Raw genomic sequence first — 19,057 nt, 5'->3', positions numbered from 1 at the left:
GCTCGTGCTCGTGCTCGTGCTCGTGCTCGTGCTCGTGCTCGTGCCCATCCTCGCGCTCATGCTCATGCTGAGCTGCTGCGGGATCGTCACTTGCAGGCGTCCCAAGATCGAACTCAACATCGGACGCTGTCAGAGCACAGTCGGCTGCGGCGCTCGGGGTGAAGAGCTGATTCGCTTGCCCGAGCCGTGAGTGCGCCTCGGCGAACGTACGCTGCTGTGCCTCGGTTCTGGGTGCGTGCTCAAAGCCGACCAGATCCATCGCCGGGCTGATCAGTTCGATGAGTAAAGCATCGCCGTCGATCGCGATGTTGAGCTGGCCGACGCCGTGTACGTGCGCCCCCTGTTGGCGAAAACCGGTTGCTTGCGCTGCGTCGTCTTGGGTTCGCGCTTGCTGATCTGATTGACGATCTGCTTGGCTGTTCCCGTCGGTATGCGCATGGCCATGCTCCTTGTGACGATGCGCATGCGGGCCTTGATCGGCATCCGCTTGCGCGATGATGCTGCTGGAAAAACCCAGCAGGGCAAGGATCAGCGCGCGCAGCAGCACGGCGTTCTGCTTCGTTAAAGGCATCGGCATCGGGTATTCCTCAAGTCTCGTCGGTCTTGCGCCGGCAATGAGCGCAGGTGCCTAGCACCTCGATCACCGGTCGCTCAGTCTGAAACCCGGTCTCCAGCGCGGCTGTGCGCAGGCTGCCGGCGATGGCCGCATTCTCGAGTTCCTTGACCTGTCCGCAATCACTGCAGATCAGAAACTGGCTGGCGTGCGGGTGCTCGGGATGGGTGCAGCCGATGAACGCGTGCAGGGTCTCGAGCTTATGCACAAAGCCCTGCTCGAGCAGAAAGTCGAGCGCCCGATAGACCGTTGGTGGTGCCGCAGTGGCGCCATCGCGTAATTGGTCGAGGATCTCGTAGGCGCCGATCGGGCGTGCGGCGCGGCAGACCAGCTCCAACACTCGGCGTCGTTGCGCGGTGAAGCGCACGCCGCGCTGCGCGCAGAGTAATTCAGCCCTGTGCAGCGCCTGTTGCAGTGTCTCTTCGTCCATTTCAGCCTCAGTCTCAACCTTTGGTGGTTGCCCGGACTGCCTTCTCGGCCCGTCGCCTTGCCATGAAGCCAGTGCTGACGGCGGACAAGAGGTAGAGCGCGCCCGCCAGCAGGATGATGGTGGGGCCAGTGGGCAGATCAGGCGCATAGGATAGCGCGAGGCCGCCGCTGGTGAGCAGGGCGCCGATTAGTGTCGCGCCGAGCATCATTCCGGCCAGGGTGCCGGTCCAATGCCCGGCAGTCGCCGCTGGCAATGTCAGCAGCGCGATCACCAGAATCAACCCGACCACCTGGATCATCAACACCACCGTGACAGCGACTAGCACCAACAGCAGCAGGTAGAACAGATCGACCGGAACGGCACGCAAGCGCGCGAACTCCTCGTCGAAGGCCACGGCGACGAACTGCCGATAGAACAGAGCGACGCTCAGCAGCAAGACCAGATCCAACAACGCCATGAACCAGAGCTCGCGGGTGGGCACCAGCAGGATGTTGCCGAACAGGAAGCTCATCAGGTCGGTGGCATAGCCAGGCGTCTGTGAGACGAAGAGGATGCCGATGGCCATGCCAATCGCCCAGAGCGCACCGATGGCAGTGTCTTCTCCGGTGCGCCAGCGCAGCCGCACCCAACCGATCAAGAGCGCAGCGACGACTGCGGCAGCGAGGGCGCCGGCGAGCGGATCGACGCCGTAGAAGAGCGCGGCACCCATGCCTGCGAGCACCGAATGTGCAATGCCGCCGGCCAAGAAGGTGATGCGCTTGACGACAACGAAAGGGCCGATTAGCCCACAGCCGATGCTGGCGAGCAGCCCAGCGATGAGGGCCTGCTGCAGGAAGCCATGTTGGATCAGAGCGGTGAAGAATTCAGTGGACATGACTGATCATACGGACCCGTTCGCCATAGAGATCGTTGATCAGGTGTGGATCGATGGCTTCGGTTTGATGACACAACAGAGTTCGGTTGAGGCAGGCGACGCGGCTGACATAGCTGGAGATGAAGCCGATGTCATGTGAGACCACGACGATGGTGAGGCGTTGGTTCAGTTTCGCCAGCAGTTCGAAGATCTCGCCTTCCATGCGTTGATCGATGTTCGCGGTGGGCTCGTCGAGGATCAGCACCTCGGGCTCACTGACCAGCGCGCGCGCCAGCAGGACCCGCTGCAGTTGGCCGCCGGATAAGGCGCCGATCGGCTGCTGGGCCAGATCGCCGGCCTCGACGTCCACCAGCGTCTGCTGTGCGCGCTCGCGATCGTGGCGGCGCCAGGTTCCTAGGTGCTGCAGTCGATTGCCGCCCAGCCCAAGTCGGCCCATCAGCACCACATCCAAAACCCGGATCGGGAATTCGCGGAGGAAGGCCGGATATTGCGGCACATAGCCGATATGGCGCCGAGCCTGCTTGGGGGTGCGGCCCAAGACGCGGATGCGTCCCTGCTGTGGGTGCAGCAGCCCGAGGATCAGTTTCAACAGCGTGCTCTTGCCACCGGCGTTGGGGCCGACCAAACCGAGGAACTCGCCGGACTCGACGCGCAGGTTGACCTCCTCCAGCACCGGCACCTCGCCATAGGCGAAGCTGAGGTGCTCGATCTCGATGACGGCGATGGAGGCAGTCATTGAGCCTTAGCCGATGGCGCTGCAGGGTTCGCTGGTGGCGCTGAAGGTGCAGATTCCACTGAATGCGCTGACTCGGTGCTGTCCGCCGAGTCGGTGCTATCGGACCTGCTGTTGGCATCGACGAGGATCGCCGCAAAGCGTTGCAGGTTTTCGGCATAGTTGGCGGCCAGCGGGGTTGCCACCTCGACCCGACCACCGATGCTGCGCGCGACCTGTTCGGCGATACGCTGATCGAACTCGGGCTGCACGAAGATCGCGCGGGTGCCAGCGGTCTGCGCCTGCTCGATCAAGGCCGAGAGCCGCCGCGGTCCGGGTTGCTTGCCGGCGCGCTCGATCGGGATCTGCTCGAGATCATAGGTATCCGCGAAGTAGCCCCAGGCGGGGTGGTAGACCAAGAAGGCGCGGTCGTCGAGCCCGGCGAGGCTGCGCTGCAAATCTTGGTGCAGCGCAAGGAGCTCGGCGTCGAAGTCTTGCTGGCGGCGCGCGTAGAGGGGTGCTCCCTCGGGGTCAAGCTCACTGAGAGCGGTGCGGATCGCGACTGCCATCTCGCGGACGAGGAGCGGGCTCGTCCAGATATGCGGGTCCATCTCGTCGGGCACGGGGGCCGTGCTTGGTGTGTCGGTCGTCGCTTCATGCGCGTGACCTACATGCTGTCCGTGCTCATGATCATGCTCGTGCGCCTCTTGCAGGCGCAAGGGTAGGCCATCGCGGAGATCAAGGACCGGCATATCAGGATTTGCGGCCTGAATCCGTTTCATCCAAGCAAGTTCAAAGGGCACACCGACACGGACATAGAGATCGGCCCCCGCCAGCGCCGCGACCTGTTTCGGACTGGGGTCGTAGGTCGCCGGACTCTGCCCGGGTAGCACCATGACCTCGGTCTCGACGCGCTCGCCGCCGACCGCTTCGATGAAGGTCTGCACCGGCAGCACACTCGCGAAGACCCTGAGTCTCGCGGGGTGATCCTCAGCCCAGACCGGACTAGCGACGAAATGCATCAGGATGAAGAGGGAAGCGAATCTGCGCACGGCGGGGATCTCGGTGTGAAGCAGCACGAAGATGGTTATCGCAACATTATAACGGTTGCGACAGGTTTCGATCACAGATTTTTCTTGTGCTCGTCGAAACGCTTCGTGACAGCGTTACTCAGTCCAGTTCTGTGGGTTTTGATTTCTGTCAGGCTGTTGTGCGTTATCTCAAGGAACCGAGGGTTAATGTTGAGATTTTGATACAAATGTTGCAGGAATGTAGTAAATTTGTCTGCGGTACGACACAAAACAACAACGACCAACAACCCGAAACGGGAGGATGAGGATGCTGAGACAGCATAAAATCGCGGCCGTCGCGCTATCCGTTGGCCTAGGCAGCGCGGGAGCTGGCGCCTATGAGCTGAAGTTCCAGGGCAATGACTATGGCGAGCTCAGTGGCCGTATCCGTGCCATGAGTATCCTGACGGCCGAGGATAATGGATGGGACCCGAGCAGTGGCAATGGCTATTCAGTGATGCTGGACTACAAGAGCCCGGCCTGGAAAGGCTTCCGCTTCAATACTGCAGGCTATCTCAACGGCGACATCTTCGGCAGTACGGATTTTGATCCGAAGGTGGGTAAAGAGCGCACCGCGCGCGGCATGTTCCTGAACGACACTGGCGCTCAGAAAGCACAGCTCACCAATGTCAATATCACCTTCGGCAACAAGCACCTCTATGCCTTCGGCGGCCGTGGCCAGATCGATACGCCATTGACCAAAAATACCTATAACCTGGTGCCCAATGCGTATACCGCGCTGCGCGCGGGTGCCAAGCCGATCGAGGGTCTAGATATCTCCCTCGGGCAGATCACCCAGATGTCCTTCGGTACCCGGGCGATGACCGACTGGGGCTTCATCGGCGAGGCGACTGGTACTGCCGGTGTTGCCCAAGCGCCGAATCAAGCCGGGCTGCGGCAGGCCGAGTTCTTCAATCTCGGCCAGATCGCACTTGGTCCAAGGGCCGACAATATTGCCGGTCTTACCGTCGCTAGTATCAGCTATGCCGGACTGCCGCATACCAAGCTTTCGCTGTGGAATTATTACACCCAAAATATCGCCAATACGGTCTACTTCGATGTCGACGCCAAGATCCCACTGAACAACCTGAAGCTCGATCTCGGTGCTCAGTATCTACGCCAAGATGATGTCGGCGACGGTACCAAAGGGATACAGGGCGGTCCGGCAATCCAGGCCAACTTTGGCGACGGCAACCTGGACTACAACCTGTTTGGCCTCAAGGCGGGCCTGATCGGACCCAAAAAGAAATGGACCGCGCATCTGATGTGGAACCAATCCGATGGCGACACTGCGTTCTTCAACGCCTTCGGTGGTGATCCGGCCTTTACCAGCTCGATCTTCTCGCGCAATGCCTATCGCCAGGATGTGAATGCCTGGGGGCTGCGCGCCAGCTACGAGATCATGCCCGGTCTGCGCTTCATGGCGGCCTATTTCGACTATGGCAAGTCAGAGACCGTTGGTGCGGTGCCGAACGTCACCCCGGCTGCCGTGCCAACCTCGAACGCCGAGGAGCTGGATCTGGTGCTGACCTACAAGCCGAAGCAGGTCAAGGGGCTGACGATCCGGACCCTCTATGTCAACCGGACCAGTGAGTACGATGGCTTCGTCAACCAGAGCAGTGGCAATAAGGCCGACGCCACAATGAACCATTGGCGTCTGATTGCGACCTATAGCTTCTGAGCTGAGCATGGCCGGACCTCTGCGAGGCCCGGCCATGCTCGAATCGCACTTCACGACGCGCGCAGTTTTAACCCACCAGACCTCCGGCGAGCACGCCCGCAATGGCGCGAGACCAGTTCATCTGCTCCCAGTAGAGGCTGATCAGTCGCACCGGGCCGAAAGCGGCACCAAAGCCTGCCCAGGCAGGCATAGGCCATCAATCCGAGCACCTTGTTATCGGGATCGGTCGCCAGCAACAAGGCGCTCAGCGCCAGCAAGACCACTGCCGCACGTCCTACCAGTACCACCTCGCGCTGACTGGCCTGGGTGCGCAGCAGTTGCCGATAGGCTTGAGTATTGGTCTCGCGTGGTGACGGTTTTGTTGCGAAAACCTAACAGGATCGTCGTTTCAGGTCTTGGCTTTCAGCCGCCATCGCGTTTGAAAACCCGTCATGATGCTGGGCAATCGGTTAGAGTTGCGACCTATCGACAGCTGTCTAATCCATCCCAAAACCATCCTCATTCGATCGCGAAACCGCGCGCTGACGGTGAAGCCCGATGGGCGAGCCCGATGGGTGAGCCCCATGCCACGGGGCAGCCCACTGAGTGACCCCTGTTCGCCCCAAAGCCGACGTGGGATCAATGCTTAACGCGGTCTTCACCTCCCCCCTTCAGCATGTCTATCGTTACCGCCAAGGCCTTTCGCCAACAGATCATGAAGCCGGCCGAAGGCCTGTTTCTGTTCCATGCGCGGGCTATTGAACGGCTGATCGAAGGTCAGCTGGGTGAGCGCCTGGCCGGGATCTCAGTGCCGAGCTTGCCCTATTACTTGATGCCACGGGATGACTTTCTGCTCGGGCTCGAAACCGAGAATGCCGAGGCGTTATCGGTCATTGAAGGCCTGCGGCTGCCGGAGCAGGTGATCTTGCTGCCCAGTCCGCCCAACCAGCGCCTTCAGCAACGCAGCTTTCGGCGGTTGCGCGACGACTATTGGGCACGATCCTTCGAAGCCGAGGTGGCACGCACATGGCAGTCGATTCAGGATTGCGCGGATCGGGATGCTGGCCTCGGTGCGAGTTCGCTGCTCGAACGGATCGGCGCTGATGCCTTCGCCGAGGTACGCGAAGTGCTGAGCCATGATGGTCTCATCCTGCCGGTGTGGGATGACGACCTGGTCTGTCGCAGCTTCGTCGCTTTCGTTGTGCGCTTGCGCTACTTCGCCCCAGGTGCGCGCGGATTCTTCTTTCCGGCGATTCAGGATTGGCCGGCGGTCGACCGTTGGATGTCGGCAGTTGGGCTCGACCTGCCCCGGCCCTTGGTCGATGAGCGGCTGCCTGGACTCTTACTCAAGAGTCGTCCTGGCGGCGGTGGTCATCCGAGCTGGGACATCCCCTTGCTGCCACTCGCGCTGCCCTATGGGCGGACTGATCCCGACCTACAGGCGGTGGTGGCGCTGACACAGGCGGAGGCCTCCGCGCATGCCGCCGCGCAAGCCAGTCATCCGACGACCCCAATGGCTCGAGGTCAGCGTTCTGAAGTGAAAGCGCACACTGCTGCGCCAGAGCCATCCCCCGAGCAGCTGCTCATGGAGGCCTTTGCGCGTGGTGTGCAGCTGGATCTGTGCCCGGACTGGGGCGAGCGCCTTGGCGATCTTGTGGGTATCTGGCGCACCCGGCTGCTGGGTGCGCTGCGCTGGGTCCCGCCGGTATTGACACGATGGTTATTGCGACGCGAACGCCTTGTCACCGCTGCCGCCGGTCGCTTGCGACGCGAGGCTGATCTTCGCGCCGGCGTGATCTTGTTCGAACAGCGGGTCGCGGCTGCGGTGCGCGCTCAGCGCGGCGGTCATCTTGCCTTGGCGCTGCGTCGGATCGCCGTGGCGCGGCGCTTGGCGCGGCGCTTGATGTCCGATGCCAGAGCGCTCCCGGCCGCGTTGGAGGAGGCCATCGCCAAGCGTGAGGCGCTGGTCGAATCGCTGTTAGCGGATGGCTTGGCCGAGCGCTGGGCCTTGGAGCGCGGCGCAGGCGCCGAATTGCGCGCGCTGGTGCATCGATTGGTTGTCGATGATCGGGGCCGTTATGGCTCACCGGCGGCGCAGGGCCTACTGGGCTGCCTCGAGCAGTTGCTGATCCGAGGCCCCACTGATTACTACCGGCTTCGGCTCGGCCGCTGGCTCATGAACCTCGGTCGGACCCCGATCAGCGAGTCCTTGCCGTTTCAGTCCCTGCTCAAAGCCCTAAGAGCGTTGGAGGCAAGTCGCGCACGGCTCGAGGAGCTGCCTTGGCCGATCGCTGAGCTGGAGCGCTTCACGCGTTTGTTGCGCAGCCTGAATCAATCGATCACGGATCGACTCGATACTGAGCTGACGCCACGTCTCGAGCAGGCGATGCGAGAGGCCGATTTCATCCCGCGCAATCACCGCGAGATCGTCGCCGCGCAGAAGATGAAGCTCGAACTGCTCGACGTGATCAAGCACCGTCGGCATCTGAAGTTTACCGATGTCCGCGATATTGTCGCGCGCAATATTCTGCGCCTGCCAGACCCGACTTGGGCCGAGTTCTTTCGCGGTGACCGGCTGCGACGTTTCGATCGTACCGCTGAGCGTGCGCTGCCCGGCGTCTATCGTCCAGGCGAGATCTATATCAAGGGCTTGCAGCAGCTCGGCGCGCCGCTGTTCGGTACGCCCTTGGGACGCGACATCCTGCGTTACCTCTTGCTGCCCTTCGGCGGCTCCTTCCTGGTGCTCAAGAGCCTGGATTTGCTGATTGCCCTGATCCCTTTCGTGGATCAGCGCTTCCATTTCACCGAGACGACTTCGGTGGTCTTCAGTGGCATGCTGATCAATCTCGTCGTGCATACCGGGATCGGCCGTCATGTCGCCAAGGCGGTGATCCTGGGTGGCTGGCGCATTCTGCGTTTTCTGCTCTGGGACGGTCCGCACCGCTTGATGCGTTGGTGGCCGATTGCCGCCCTGTTGAGTACCGGCTTGCTGCGCGGGCTCGGCCGCAACCTGATTCAGCCAATGCTGATTGGCATCTTGCCGCTGGCGCCGATCATCGCGCTTGCGGTCTTGGTTGAAGAGGTACCGATCGAGCCTGGTTTGTGGTTGCTTGGGCTAGCGTTCGCGTTGGGGACCCTGGCAAGGAATACACCGGCGGGCCGCCGCTTCCTCGACAATCTCAGCACTCGCATCGGAACCTCGTTGCAGCGTCTTAATCAGGCCCTCTTCATTGGCTTGATACAGCAGCTACTGTTCTTCTTCAAAGAGTTGACCCGTCGTTTTTCGCAGCTCTTGCATCGGGTCGACGAGGGGCTGACCCATCACCGGGGCGAACCCTTGACCAGCCTGGCAACCAAATCGCTTCTGGCCCCGATCTGGCGTTTTTCCGAGGCGCTGATTCAGTTCTACGTCACTGTGCTGGTCGAGCCGCAGGTTAACCCGGTCAAGCACTTTCCGATCGTGACCATCGGCCACAAGCTGCTGTTGCCCTTTTTACCGGCAATCACGACGGCTTTCGTTGAGATCACCCAGTCGGTCTTGCCTAAGGTCATCGCCTATCCGTTCGTGACCCTGACCATTGTGCTGCTGCCTGGTCTGTTTGGCTTCCTGGTCTGGGAGCTGAAGGAAAACTGGAAGCTCTACGAGGCCAATCATCGCCAGCGCTTGAGCGCGGTTGAGGCAGATCAGGCCCCCGAAAGCCCCATTGAGCCAGCCGCCGTGGGCGCACATGGCGAGAACATGCGTGGGCTGATGTGTCGCGGGTTTCATAGTGGCACCTTACCGAAGAGCTTTGATCGGCTGCGCAAGGTGATACGCCGACAACTGCGCGACGAGGCGGCCCATCCGAAGCGCTTGCGACGCTGTCAGCGCCATCTTGAGGATCTCGAGCGAGCGATTGGTGTGTTCGTTGATCGTGAGTTTTCCTTTGCCCTACGCGAGCGCTGCCGCAATCCGGACTGCACCCTGACCCGCATTGAAACCAATCTGCCCCGCCTGGCAACCGAACTGGTCGAGATCAGCGTAGCCATCTATCCCCGTGCCAGGCAAGGCGCGGGTCTCCCCGCTCATGACAGCGATGCCGCTGATCCAAAGCCGGTGATGCTGGGCGTCCGCATCGCCTTTGACGGGCGTGAAATGCGTTTCGACACCGATCTCAGTGGTGCGCCCGAGCGCATTGGTCCACACTGCTGGGACATGATTAGCGAGGATTTGAGGCTCTTCATGGGCCGTGCAGGTGCTGATCTAAACGGCCTGGACTTGTCGTTGCCAACGGCGGCGAAACCGGTGTCCGGCGCCGAGCGGTTTGGTGCCGGGACTGTCCGGATGCAGTCAGCTCGACAGTGAAGGTCTCAAGCCGAGCGTCAATCAGCCAGATGCTTGAGCCCGCATTGTCCCGTATCAGCACAGCATGATGAAGAACGCGATTGCAGGATTGCAGTTAGTCTGGCTTGTTCGCACAATCTAAAGATCACCGTTCGCGCATGCCCCGCCGACCCTGCGGCGCCGCGAAATACCGATCCGGCAAAGAGCCGAGCATTCATCCAACATGTGACTGAGAGGAACCAGTGATGCCCTTGATTCGAGCATTAGCCGCGCTCAAGCCCCTTGCCGTGCTGCTCATTCCTATATTGCTCCTTGGTCTGCTGGCAGGATCGGCACTCGCTGATCCTGGGCGCGATCCTGGTCAGTACTTCTTCCACCAGACCTTCGGCGATTTCAGTGAAGAGCTTGAAACCGCGCGGGACGAGGGTAAAACCGGCATTCTGTTGATGTTTGAGATGGATGAATGCCCCTTCTGTCATCGCATGAAGTCGAGGGTGCTCAATCAGCCCGAGGTACAGGACTTCTTCCGCGAGCATTTTCTGATCTTTCCGGTGGATGTCGAGGGCGATATCGAGGTGGTGGATTTTGCGGGCAATCCAGATACGCAAAAAGACTTTGCGCTGAAGCAGTTTCGGGTTCGTGCAACGCCCGTGTTTGCGTTCTTTGATCTCGAGGGCAATCTCGTTGCGCGCTATACCGGAGCGACACGCGATAGCGAAGAGTTCATGCTGCTTGGTCAGTATGTCGTCGAAGGCGCCTATCAGGAGACGACCTTCACCAAGTACAAGCGGGCCAAGCGCGACGCTGAGCAGCAGGCCGCGTTGTCTCAATAGGTCAGCGAATGACTCAATCGATGGTTCAACCTGAGTGCCGATGGTTCAACCTGAGTGCACCCTGAGGAGGTCATGATGACAGATCCACAGCAAGGGTCCGGATGGGCCGGTGCGCGTTGTATCCGCTGCTTCGTCAGTGGTCGGGTGCAAGGCGTCTTTTTTCGCGCCTCCGCTGCTCACGAGGCGCAACGGCTCGGTATTACTGGCTACGCACGTAACCTGCCCGATGGGCGCGTCGAAGTGCTTGCCTGCGGCGACTCTGATGCACTCGATAGCTTCAAAGCTTGGCTGCACCGCGGCCCCTCAGCAGCCGATGTGTCTGCGGTCGCCTGTGAGACCCAAGACTATCGACCGCTGAGCGCGTTTACGACCCACTAAGGGCGGGCGCGAATATCTTGCGTCTGAGCCAGGCGTCTATCCCGTCTGCCCTTGACTCAACGCTGACGCTTTTCTCGAAGGGCGCTGAGCCCTGAGCCTTACCCATTACCCCTTACCCTGAAGCAGGTACTGCGTCTTCCAGGCTGGCGGCGCATCATCATCTTGAACTCGGCGCTTTGGCTCGACTCTTTAGCTCGACGTGACGCTGGCGTCGAGCCGTTCGATCCCTGTCTGTAGGCTGCCGTCGGGCTCCAGTTGGAGCCATCGGTAACCGGGGGCGAGGCTGTCGCGGGCGAAGTCGTCGCTGCCTGGCTTGAATTGTGTGCAGGTGGACGGGGCGGCGAGGAGTCGGGTGCCCTGCAGCTGGCGATCGAAGGCCTGGTGAACATGGCCCCAGAGGATCAGCCTCAGCTGGCTGTAACGCTCGGCGAGGGTGATCAGATCGGCGCCGTTCTCGATCTGCATGCTGTCAAGCCAGCGGCTGTCCACGGGGATCGGCTGATGGTGTAGGGCGACAAGGGCAGGGCGTTGTTGGCTTGATTGGAGATGATGCTCTAGGGCGGCGAGGGTTTGCGGCTGAAGATGCCCGGCTTCAGAGCCGCTCAGGGTCGAGTCGAGCAGCAGCAGATCCCAGGGGCCCAAACGTTCGACCCGAAAGTCACGATCTGCTCCCGGCTCGACCTCTGCCGCTAGGAGATCGGGTCGGTCGTGGTTACCTGGGATGCAGAAACAAGGGCAGCCGAGGCGTTCGATGCATTGACGCAGATAACGGTAGCCCTCAGCGCGCTCGTCGTGCACTAGATCGCCGGTGAACAGGATTGCGTCTGGGGGCCAATGCGTCCGCTGCGCTAGGCTGAGTACCTGCTCGAAGCTATTGCGGGTGCAGTAGTCGTACAATTGCCGATCGGGCTCGGCGTAGAGATGGAGGTCGGTGAACTGTAGGACGCGTTGCGCCGTCACTTGCCCTGGCTGAGCCTTTGCTTGCGAGGTGTTGTTGGACGGCTTGGTCGCAACCCTATTGTCGACCTGGAATGGGGGCGAGGTGTGGGGCATCAGAGAAGCGGTTTCTTGATCAAGACGTTGCGCGCTCGCTGCTTGGCTGAGCGCTGGGCACGGTTTTGAATAGCATCGACGGCGCTGAAGCGCAATGCGCTGTCGCGAGAACTATGATGCAGTTCTCGGCACGAGTGGGCTTGGCCGATGGATGAGCCTCAGTCTGCGATTGGGAAGCTGACGCTGATGGCGGTGGCGAAGATAAGGGCGTTCGTGAGTACAGCGATCAGCGGATGGCCGGTCGCCTGACCGGACCCGCCCACCTGACCGCGATCGCCGCTCAGATTGGCTATCAGCATCAGGGTCAGCGCCACACCGGCGATCAGGGCGTCGATCAGGCGCCAGCGCGGGCCGATGAGGCGCGAGCTTGTCAGGCGTGCGCTCATGATGTCGGATGCTCTCGGAAACCTCATACCCGCTCTCCAAAGACAGAACCACAGATCAATACCGACGCACGGAGATCAACAGGGTGAGGATCGGTGCGCATCAGCGTGCAGCAGCGGCTCAGTGCAGATAAGGCCCATCCTCGCCAATCTTGCCAGGTCCATCCAGCACCCAGATGCCCGCTGAGCTGCCCTTGACCTGGAAGGACAGATGGCCGTCGCTCTGCTGCTCGGCCCCGCTGACCGCATCGCGGTAGAGGCCGGCGCGGATGCCGCCGATCTCGACCTGCTGATCGCTGCCGATCGCCAGCCCGATCACCACGTAGGAGCCCTCGGCGGAGAGATCGCGGACGAAGCTCATGCCGCTGCCCCATTCGTTCACCTGGGTCATCTGCGCCTTCTGTAGCGCCGGGATCGCGCGGCGGATCAGATTCAGGCGTTGAAGATGGCGATAGAGCGGGTGGGACTGGGTCTCGGCGATGCGATCCGCTTCGAGATGGTCGCCAAAGTAGGCGCGGCCGGTGCTCTCCAGCGTGTCCTTCTCACCCTCGACATCCTGCGGCGCGCCGCGCATGAAGGCGATCTCCTCGCCGTAGTAGAGGCAAGGGATGCCGCGCGCGGTCCAGAGCAGGTTGTAGGCCGCCGCCGCCATCCAGTCCTCGCCCTTGAAGCGGTACTTGAAGTCGTTGTCGGGGCCGACGTCGTGGTTCTGCAGGAAGGTGACCAGGCTGGTGACATCGCCGTAGATCCAGTCCATCGACAGGATCTGAGCGGTGCCGGCGTAGGTGCCCTTGCTGACCGTGTCGCGGAAGGTCGAGAACAGGCCGAAGTCGAGCTGTGGGAAGCCGGAGTCGCCACCGCTGTTCGGATCGCGCGGATCATGGCCGAGGCGGGTGTACCACCAGGGTCGGATCTCGCTCGGTCCGTTGTCGCCGCCGCCGAGATCGCCCCAGCCATAGCCCTTGACCAGGTTCTCGCCGAACACGAATAGGCCGGGCTTGTGCGCCTTCCAGGCATTGACGTATTCGAGCAGGTTGTCGCGCTCAACGTGCTTGACGGTATCGATGCGCAGGGCGTCGACGCCCATGTCGAGATAGCGATTGATGGCGCCGATCAGGTAGTCCTTGACGTTCTGGCGCTCGGTGGCGAGATCGATGCAGTCGCCGGCCAGGTGCTTCTGTTGCAGCGGATGTGCGCTCTCCCAGTCGCCGCCGCAGATGAAGCCGTCTTGGTGGTACCAGTTCGGGTCTAGGCGCTGGGCGTCGATGCCGAAGAAGCGGCCGGGGTTGTAGCCGGGCTTGGGGACGGTCTCGCCGGTCTGGGGGTCGACTAACGGTTCGAGGCCCTCGGGGTCGCGCGCGTGGCGCTCGCGATACCAGTCGGGCGCGACGGGATTGTCGATATCATCGCGGTTGGGCCAGGCGTAGTTGCCGAGGTTGCCCTGGTAGGGGCCATGATCGACCCGGCCCGGCTCCGAGCCTTGCGGCACATAGTATTTGATCGGCAAATGGTCGATATGCACCTGGCCACGGATGCCGTATTGGCAGGAGTGGTTGACCACCACGTCCTGAATGATCTTGAGGCCCTTGGCATGGGCGGCATCGATCAGATCCTGATAGGTCGCGTCGGGCGATTCCAGCCGGGGGTCGATCCGGGTCCAGTCGTAGGGATGGTAGCCGTGATAATCGAGCCCGGAGCGGTTCTCGACCGGCGGCGTGATCCAGATCGCGGTGAAGCCGAGGTCGCGGATGTAGTCGAGCTTCTGGATCAGGCCCTTGAAGTCGCCGCGCCAGTGTGGGTCGGTGGCGTTGCCTTGCTCGTCGAAGCGGATACGATCACGGCAGAAGAAGTTGTTGGAGGGATCACCATCGAAGAAGCGGGCGGTGAGCAGGAAGTAGATGGTCTCCTCGCGAAAATCGGTGCGCTCGGCGACTGGGCGTGGGCCTGTGGTTGGAGCTGGAGCCTGAGACCCTTGTTGAGGCCGAGGTGGCGTTGCTGCCGAGAGCGCTTCTGCGCCCGCGCTTCCTCCTGCTTTTGGGGCTGCCGCTGAGGCTGCTAAGGCGGCTGCGTCAGCCGACGCGACGGTTGAGGTAGAGCCTGGGATAGCGCCCGCAGCATCGGGGATGGCACTCGTAGCCCCTGCGAGGGCGCTCGCGGTGTCGGTTCCAGTTGGCCGTTGATCTTGCCAGCCGCGGTCGATCTGGTACCAACCGCTTTGATCTCGAAACAGATCGGCGCTTTGCCGCCCCTGGCCGTCATTGAAGACCAGGTGCAGTTGGCTGGTCTGCGAGAGCCGGCAACGGTACCAGCCTGGCGCGCTCGGATCAGGCTCCATCCGCACGCCGGGCCAGTCGCTGCCGTCCGCTGCGGGTTGGCGCTCCCAGTAGTGCAGATGGATGCTATTGGCCCAGTCGGATGGCGGCAGAAAATGGATATCGAGATCGGGCATGAGGCGTGGTCGCTCTGGTCGCTGCGGGTGCGGATGATGGTGATGAGGCCCAGTTTAAGCCTTGGCATTCCTCGCTGCCCGGGCAATGCTGCGATGGGACTCTAACCAGTGAACCCAAATGGTTCGTTTAAGGCTAGAAAAACAGACACCCGCTCAAGCACCATCGGCCGCCTGTGGCGCCTGACTCGCCAACGGCGATCGGTACGACCAAGGCTGGGGGTAACAACAGGCACGGCCGAGCGAAGCAAGCCAGGCCCCCGGTCTATCGTCGCTACTGCTCCGACCCGAGCGACAGCCGAGCTGAGGCCGCCGCCAAACGCGGGGTATTTGAATCTGGGAGAGGGCTGGGGAGCATCAGCGGCCATGTCCTACCGGCACTGAGCAGCGGTTCCTCGCCCGCGCGATCCCGCCCTGGACCTCTCCGGAATATCATCTACAATCCGTGCTGGTGTTAACCGCGCGCCAGAGGATTTGGGATGATGACTAGGGTAGTGGCCGCAAACAACCCAAGTGTTTGCAGCAGAAACACATAAAACTCTTCAATTGCGCGTGCGGCGCAGGGAATTGCGCCGTAGCACGTCGGTTTTCCGGTGTTTTTCTGCGCATCGACCACATTCGAAGGGACCCGATCCGGGTTGTCTGTCGAGGACTGGACGATGACGCTGCTGCGCCAACGCATGATCACCGCCATGCAGATGCATGGCTACTCGCCGCGTACCCACGAGAGCTACCTGGCTGCGGTATGTGGTCTGGCGAAATACACGCACCGCTCGCCGGACTGCCTGAGCCACGACGATCTGCGCCGGTACTTCGAATACCTGGTCATTGAGCGGCAATTGGCCCCGGCGAGCGTGCGCTTATCCTACAACGGCATCCGTTTTATGTATCTGCAGGTGCTCGACTAGAGCACACTGGACCTGGAAGAGGTCCTACCCAAGTGGGCGCAGCGCATCCCAGCGTTGCTCACGCGTGCCGAGGTTGCGGCCATTCTCGACGCCTGTCGCCAGACGCGCGATCGCAGCATGCTGATGCTCGCCTACGGCTGCGGGTTGCGCCTCAGCGAGGTGCTGGCCTTGCGGGTAGCCGACATCGACGGTGAACGTAAGCTGCTGTGCATACGCCAAGGCAAGGGCGCCAAGGATCGACTGGTGCCGTTGTCACCGACGTTGCTCGCACAGCTGCGCGCCTATTGGCGATTGTATCGGCCCACCGACTGGCTGTTCGCCGGCCGCGGCGATGCACCCTTGTCGACCACCAGTCTGCAAAAGGCCTACACCTGCGCCAAACAGCAAGCCGGGGTGACCAAGGTCGGTGGCATTCATGCGCTGCGGCATGCTTACGCCACGCACCAACTCGCCGCGGGTCTGCCGGTGGAGCGACTGCAGCGTCTGATGGGCCACACCAGCATCCACACCACGCTGCGCTACGTGCATTGGCTACCGAGTGCCGGCGATGGCGAAGGCGAACTGGATCTGATCGCGCAGTTGGCGAGCACGCCGGTGAGCGGTGGAGCAAACCACCATGCCTGAAGCCTCATTACAAGCGCTGGTGCATGCTTGCTTGAACGACGTGGCCGCAGCGCACCCGCTCAGTGCGCACCAGTGGCAGGTCTGTTATCACATCGCCCAGTGCCGGACCGCTGCCCTCGGCGGCTTTGCCCTGGACTGCGACACCTGCGGGGCGCGTTCATTTCTCTACCATGCCTGCCGCGATCGCCACTGTCCGCGCTGCCAGCGTCATGCCTCTGAAGCCTGGTGCGAGCGTCAACGCGCGGCGTTGCTGCCGGTGACCTACCATCACCTGGTGTTCACCTTGCCCGACACCCTCAATGGCTGGGTCGAGGTCCAGCCCAAGGAGCTCTATGATCTCTTGTTCGAGACGGTGTGGGCGACGCTCGCGGCGTTCGGCGCTGACGCCAAACGCCTGAACGGCCAATTGGGCATGACAGCGATGCTCCACACCTGGGGCCAGACGCTGGTGCGTCATGTCCATCTGCACTGCCTGGTGCCGGGCGGGGCGCTGACTGAGGACGGCACCTGGCATCCGGCTAAACGCAATGCGTTGTTCCCGGTTCGTGCGCTGTCGCGGCATGTTCGCGGCGGCTTTGTCAGCCGCCTGCGCACGGCGTTCGAGGCCGGGCGGTTGCCACGAATCAGCGATCGCAACGAAGTCGATCGGGTTCTGCAGGCGCTGATGGGTAAGGAGTGGGTGGTCTACTCCAAACCCTGCCTGGCGCGTGCCGAGACGGTGGTCGATTATCTCGGGCGCTATACCCATCGCACCGCAGTCTCCGACGCTCGACTGCTGGACTTCGACGGCGACTCGGTCGCGCTGAGCTATCAGGACGACGCTGACGGCAACCAGCGCAAGGTGATGACGCTCAGCGGCGAGGAACTGCTGCGCCGGTTCCTACTGCATGTGTTGCCCAAGGGCTTCATGCGTGTGCGCCATTTCGGCTTCCTCGCCAATCGCTGCCGGGCGAAGTGCCTGCTGCTGATCCGTAGCGCGTTGGCAGTGCTGCCGAGCGCGCCGGCCAGAGCGAAGACCGAGCCTGCTGCGTACGCTGGCCATCCCTGTCCAATGTGTGGCAAGGGACACCTGCGCGTGAGCGCGCATCGTAGGCGCTCGAGCCCGCGGGGGTGGCGCGATTCGGAAAGCCCCATTCGAGGCTGGTGGCGCTGCTGGTGCTTGCTACGCCGGCGAACCTTGGCCTGTTTGCCGCAAGGTCAGCGGTGGACGTGGCCTTGGGGTGCGGGTCTGGGTTAGCCTGCTCGAGTCGCATGCGTTCAGGCTCAGCTCGTGGCGGCTGAGACGCCGATTGGCGCATCGGTATCGAGAAAACGCAGCAGATCGAGCGGATGCTCGAGCAGCCCATCCGCGCCCCAGTCGCGCGGATGCCGCTCGACACCGAGATAACCATAGAGTGCAGCCAGGGTGCGCATGCCAGCGGCGCGACCGGCGAGGATGTCGCGCTGATCGTCGCCGACATACCAGCAGGCGCGCGGATCGCATTGGATCAGTCCGCAGGCGTGGAACAGTGGATCGGGATGCGGCTTGGCGCGCGCGGCAGTGTCGCCACTGACCACGCAGTCAGGCTGAAACGGCAGTGCCATCGCCTCGAGCAAAGGATCGGTGAGCCAGCCGGGCTTGTTGGTGACGATACCCCAGCGCGTTTGGCGCGATTCGAGCGCCTCGACCAGTTCGGCAATGCCAGGGAAGAGGCAGGTATCGCAGTGGATGTCGGCGGCATAGAACTCGAGATATTCAGTGCGCAGCCGCTCGTAGTCGGGGTCGCCGGGGATCAGCCCAAAGCCGACCGCGAGCATGCCGCGCGAGCCGGATGAGACATGACGACGCGCCTGCGCGAGCGGCACCGGTGGGCGGTCATAATGTGCCAGCAGACGGTTGAGTGCAGCCGCCATATCGGGGGCGGTATCGGCGAAGGTGCCGTCGAGATCGAACAGCACCGCGCCGGCTAGATCAGCCTCGGCCATCGGTGCTCTCAGGCATCGGTGCCGCGCGGCATCTGGCAGCACACCAGATAGTTGACGTCGATATCCTTCGAGAGCCGATAGTGGCGAGTGATCGGGTTGTAGTTGAGGCCACTGATGTCGGTGATGCGCAGTGGCGTCGCGCGCACCCAGCGGTCGATCTCTGAGGGGCGGATGAAGCGGGCGAAGTCATGGGTGCCGCGCGGCAGCAGGTTCAGCACATACTCGGCGCCGATGATCGCAAATAGGTAGCTCTTTGGATTGCGATTCAAGGTCGAGAGGAAGACATAGCCGCCGGGCCGCACCAGGCGCGCGCAGGCATCAATGACCGAGCTGGGATCGGGCACATGCTCCAGCATCTCCATGCAGGTGACCACATCGAAGCTAGCCGGACGCTCAGCGGCTAACTGCTCCACGGGCATCTGCCGGTAATCGACCTCGATCCCGGTCTCAAGCGTGTGCAGCTCAGCAACCTTGAGCGGCTCCTCGCCCATGTCGATGCCGGTGACCTTGGCGCCGGCCAGGGCCATGGCCTCGGACAGGATGCCGCCGCCACAGCCGACGTCCAGTACCTCGCGTCCGTTCAGTGGGACTCGGCTTTGCACATAGCCCAGCCGCAGCGGGTTGATCTCATGCAGCGGCTTGAACTCACTCTCCGGGTCCCACCAGCGCGAGGCGAGGGCCTCGAACTTGCTTACCTCGGCGTGATCGACATTGTGGACGGTTTCGGTCATAGGATGCTCGGTCGATGATCGCGGTTGCGATGGGTAGGTCCGGTGATTTAACT

18 protein-coding genes are annotated in these 19,057 nt (G+C 62.2%); 7 read left to right on the top strand and 11 right to left on the bottom strand.

Features of this window, described 5'->3' with window-relative positions; translation table 11 throughout:
* The 5 genes from VBE63_RS10685 to VBE63_RS10665 form a co-directional block, all read right to left on the bottom strand.
* A partial coding sequence (locus tag VBE63_RS10685; RefSeq protein WP_323683012.1) for a ZrgA family zinc uptake protein occupies positions 1-571 on the bottom strand: 571 nt, incomplete at its 3' end.
* 16 nt (positions 572-587) lie between these two features.
* Positions 588-1,043, bottom strand: a complete 456-nt coding sequence (locus VBE63_RS10680; RefSeq protein ID WP_323683011.1) for a transcriptional repressor — start codon at positions 1,041-1,043, stop codon at positions 588-590.
* Positions 1,044-1,056: 13 nt separating this feature from the next.
* Positions 1,057-1,917, bottom strand: coding sequence for a metal ABC transporter permease (locus VBE63_RS10675; RefSeq protein ID WP_323683010.1), 861 nt, complete (start codon positions 1,915-1,917; stop codon positions 1,057-1,059).
* Positions 1,907-2,653 carry an ABC transporter ATP-binding protein gene (locus VBE63_RS10670; protein ID WP_323683009.1) on the bottom strand — a complete coding sequence of 249 codons (747 nt, stop codon included), beginning with the start codon at positions 2,651-2,653 and terminating at the stop codon, positions 1,907-1,909. The genes VBE63_RS10675 and VBE63_RS10670 overlap by 11 nt, the downstream gene beginning before the upstream one ends.
* Positions 2,650-3,681, bottom strand: a complete 1,032-nt coding sequence (locus tag VBE63_RS10665; protein WP_323683008.1) for a metal ABC transporter solute-binding protein, Zn/Mn family — start codon at positions 3,679-3,681, stop codon at positions 2,650-2,652. Before VBE63_RS10665 ends, VBE63_RS10670 begins: the two co-directional genes overlap by 4 nt.
* Positions 3,682-3,967: 286 nt before the next feature.
* Between VBE63_RS10665 and VBE63_RS10660 the strand changes: the two genes are divergently transcribed.
* A complete protein-coding gene (locus tag VBE63_RS10660) occupies positions 3,968-5,380 on the top strand; it encodes an OprD family outer membrane porin (protein WP_323683007.1) in 1,413 nt (470 codons plus the stop codon).
* A 67-nt stretch (positions 5,381-5,447) separates the two neighbouring features.
* Here the strand turns inward: VBE63_RS10660 and VBE63_RS10655 are convergent, their stop codons facing one another.
* The gene (locus VBE63_RS10655) at positions 5,448-5,570 is read right to left on the bottom strand and encodes a sodium:solute symporter family transporter (protein ID WP_323683006.1); all 123 of its coding nucleotides are present in this window, start codon (positions 5,568-5,570) and stop codon (positions 5,448-5,450) included.
* A 465-nt stretch (positions 5,571-6,035) separates the two neighbouring features.
* Between VBE63_RS10655 and VBE63_RS10650 the strand changes: the two genes are divergently transcribed.
* The 3 genes from VBE63_RS10650 to VBE63_RS10640 all read left to right on the top strand — a co-directional run bounded on the left by VBE63_RS10650 (position 6,036) and on the right by VBE63_RS10640 (position 10,894).
* Complete coding sequence (locus VBE63_RS10650; RefSeq protein ID WP_323683005.1) at positions 6,036-9,704, top strand: sulfite exporter TauE/SafE family protein; 3,669 nt, start codon at positions 6,036-6,038, stop codon at positions 9,702-9,704.
* 224 nt (positions 9,705-9,928) lie between these two features.
* Positions 9,929-10,516, top strand: a complete 588-nt coding sequence (locus tag VBE63_RS10645) for a thioredoxin family protein (RefSeq protein WP_323683004.1) — start codon at positions 9,929-9,931, stop codon at positions 10,514-10,516.
* A gap of 72 nt (positions 10,517-10,588) precedes the next feature.
* The gene (locus VBE63_RS10640; protein ID WP_323683003.1) at positions 10,589-10,894 is read left to right on the top strand and encodes an acylphosphatase; all 306 of its coding nucleotides are present in this window, start codon (positions 10,589-10,591) and stop codon (positions 10,892-10,894) included.
* Positions 10,895-11,083: 189 nt separating this feature from the next.
* Here the strand turns inward: VBE63_RS10640 and cpdA are convergent, their stop codons facing one another.
* From cpdA to VBE63_RS10625, 3 genes are all read right to left on the bottom strand, one after another.
* A complete protein-coding gene (gene cpdA, locus VBE63_RS10635) occupies positions 11,084-11,947 on the bottom strand; it encodes a 3',5'-cyclic-AMP phosphodiesterase (protein WP_323683002.1) in 864 nt (287 codons plus the stop codon).
* Between the two features lie 158 nt (positions 11,948-12,105).
* Complete coding sequence (locus VBE63_RS10630; protein ID WP_323683001.1) at positions 12,106-12,333, bottom strand: hypothetical protein; 228 nt, start codon at positions 12,331-12,333, stop codon at positions 12,106-12,108.
* Positions 12,334-12,451: 118 nt separating this feature from the next.
* On the bottom strand, positions 12,452-14,779 hold the full coding sequence (locus tag VBE63_RS10625) for an alpha-amylase family glycosyl hydrolase (protein ID WP_323683000.1): 2,328 nt from the start codon (positions 14,777-14,779) through the stop codon (positions 12,452-12,454).
* Positions 14,780-15,435: 656 nt separating this feature from the next.
* Between VBE63_RS10625 and VBE63_RS10620 the strand changes: the two genes are divergently transcribed.
* From VBE63_RS10620 to VBE63_RS10610, 3 genes are read left to right on the top strand one after another with little or no spacing between them, the layout of a single operon-like run.
* Positions 15,436-15,684 carry a site-specific integrase gene (locus tag VBE63_RS10620; protein ID WP_323682999.1) on the top strand — a complete coding sequence of 83 codons (249 nt, stop codon included), beginning with the start codon at positions 15,436-15,438 and terminating at the stop codon, positions 15,682-15,684.
* Between the two features lie 54 nt (positions 15,685-15,738).
* The gene (locus VBE63_RS10615) at positions 15,739-16,308 is read left to right on the top strand and encodes a tyrosine-type recombinase/integrase (protein ID WP_323682998.1); all 570 of its coding nucleotides are present in this window, start codon (positions 15,739-15,741) and stop codon (positions 16,306-16,308) included.
* Positions 16,301-17,545, top strand: coding sequence for an IS91 family transposase (locus VBE63_RS10610; RefSeq protein WP_323682997.1), 1,245 nt, complete (start codon positions 16,301-16,303; stop codon positions 17,543-17,545). The genes VBE63_RS10615 and VBE63_RS10610 overlap by 8 nt, the downstream gene beginning before the upstream one ends.
* A gap of 26 nt (positions 17,546-17,571) precedes the next feature.
* Here VBE63_RS10610 and VBE63_RS10605 read toward each other — a convergent pair whose 3' ends face one another.
* Both VBE63_RS10605 and ubiG read right to left on the bottom strand, forming a co-directional pair.
* Complete coding sequence (locus tag VBE63_RS10605; RefSeq protein ID WP_323682996.1) at positions 17,572-18,273, bottom strand: HAD-IA family hydrolase; 702 nt, start codon at positions 18,271-18,273, stop codon at positions 17,572-17,574.
* A gap of 8 nt (positions 18,274-18,281) precedes the next feature.
* Complete coding sequence (gene ubiG, locus VBE63_RS10600) at positions 18,282-19,004, bottom strand: bifunctional 2-polyprenyl-6-hydroxyphenol methylase/3-demethylubiquinol 3-O-methyltransferase UbiG (RefSeq protein WP_323682995.1); 723 nt, start codon at positions 19,002-19,004, stop codon at positions 18,282-18,284.
* Positions 19,005-19,057 lie beyond the last annotated feature (53 nt).

The organism is Lamprobacter sp. (assembly GCF_034860625.1).
In the GTDB taxonomy this organism is placed as follows: domain Bacteria; phylum Pseudomonadota; class Gammaproteobacteria; order Chromatiales; family Chromatiaceae; genus Lamprobacter.
This window is presented reverse-complemented; position numbering and strand designations above follow the sequence as displayed.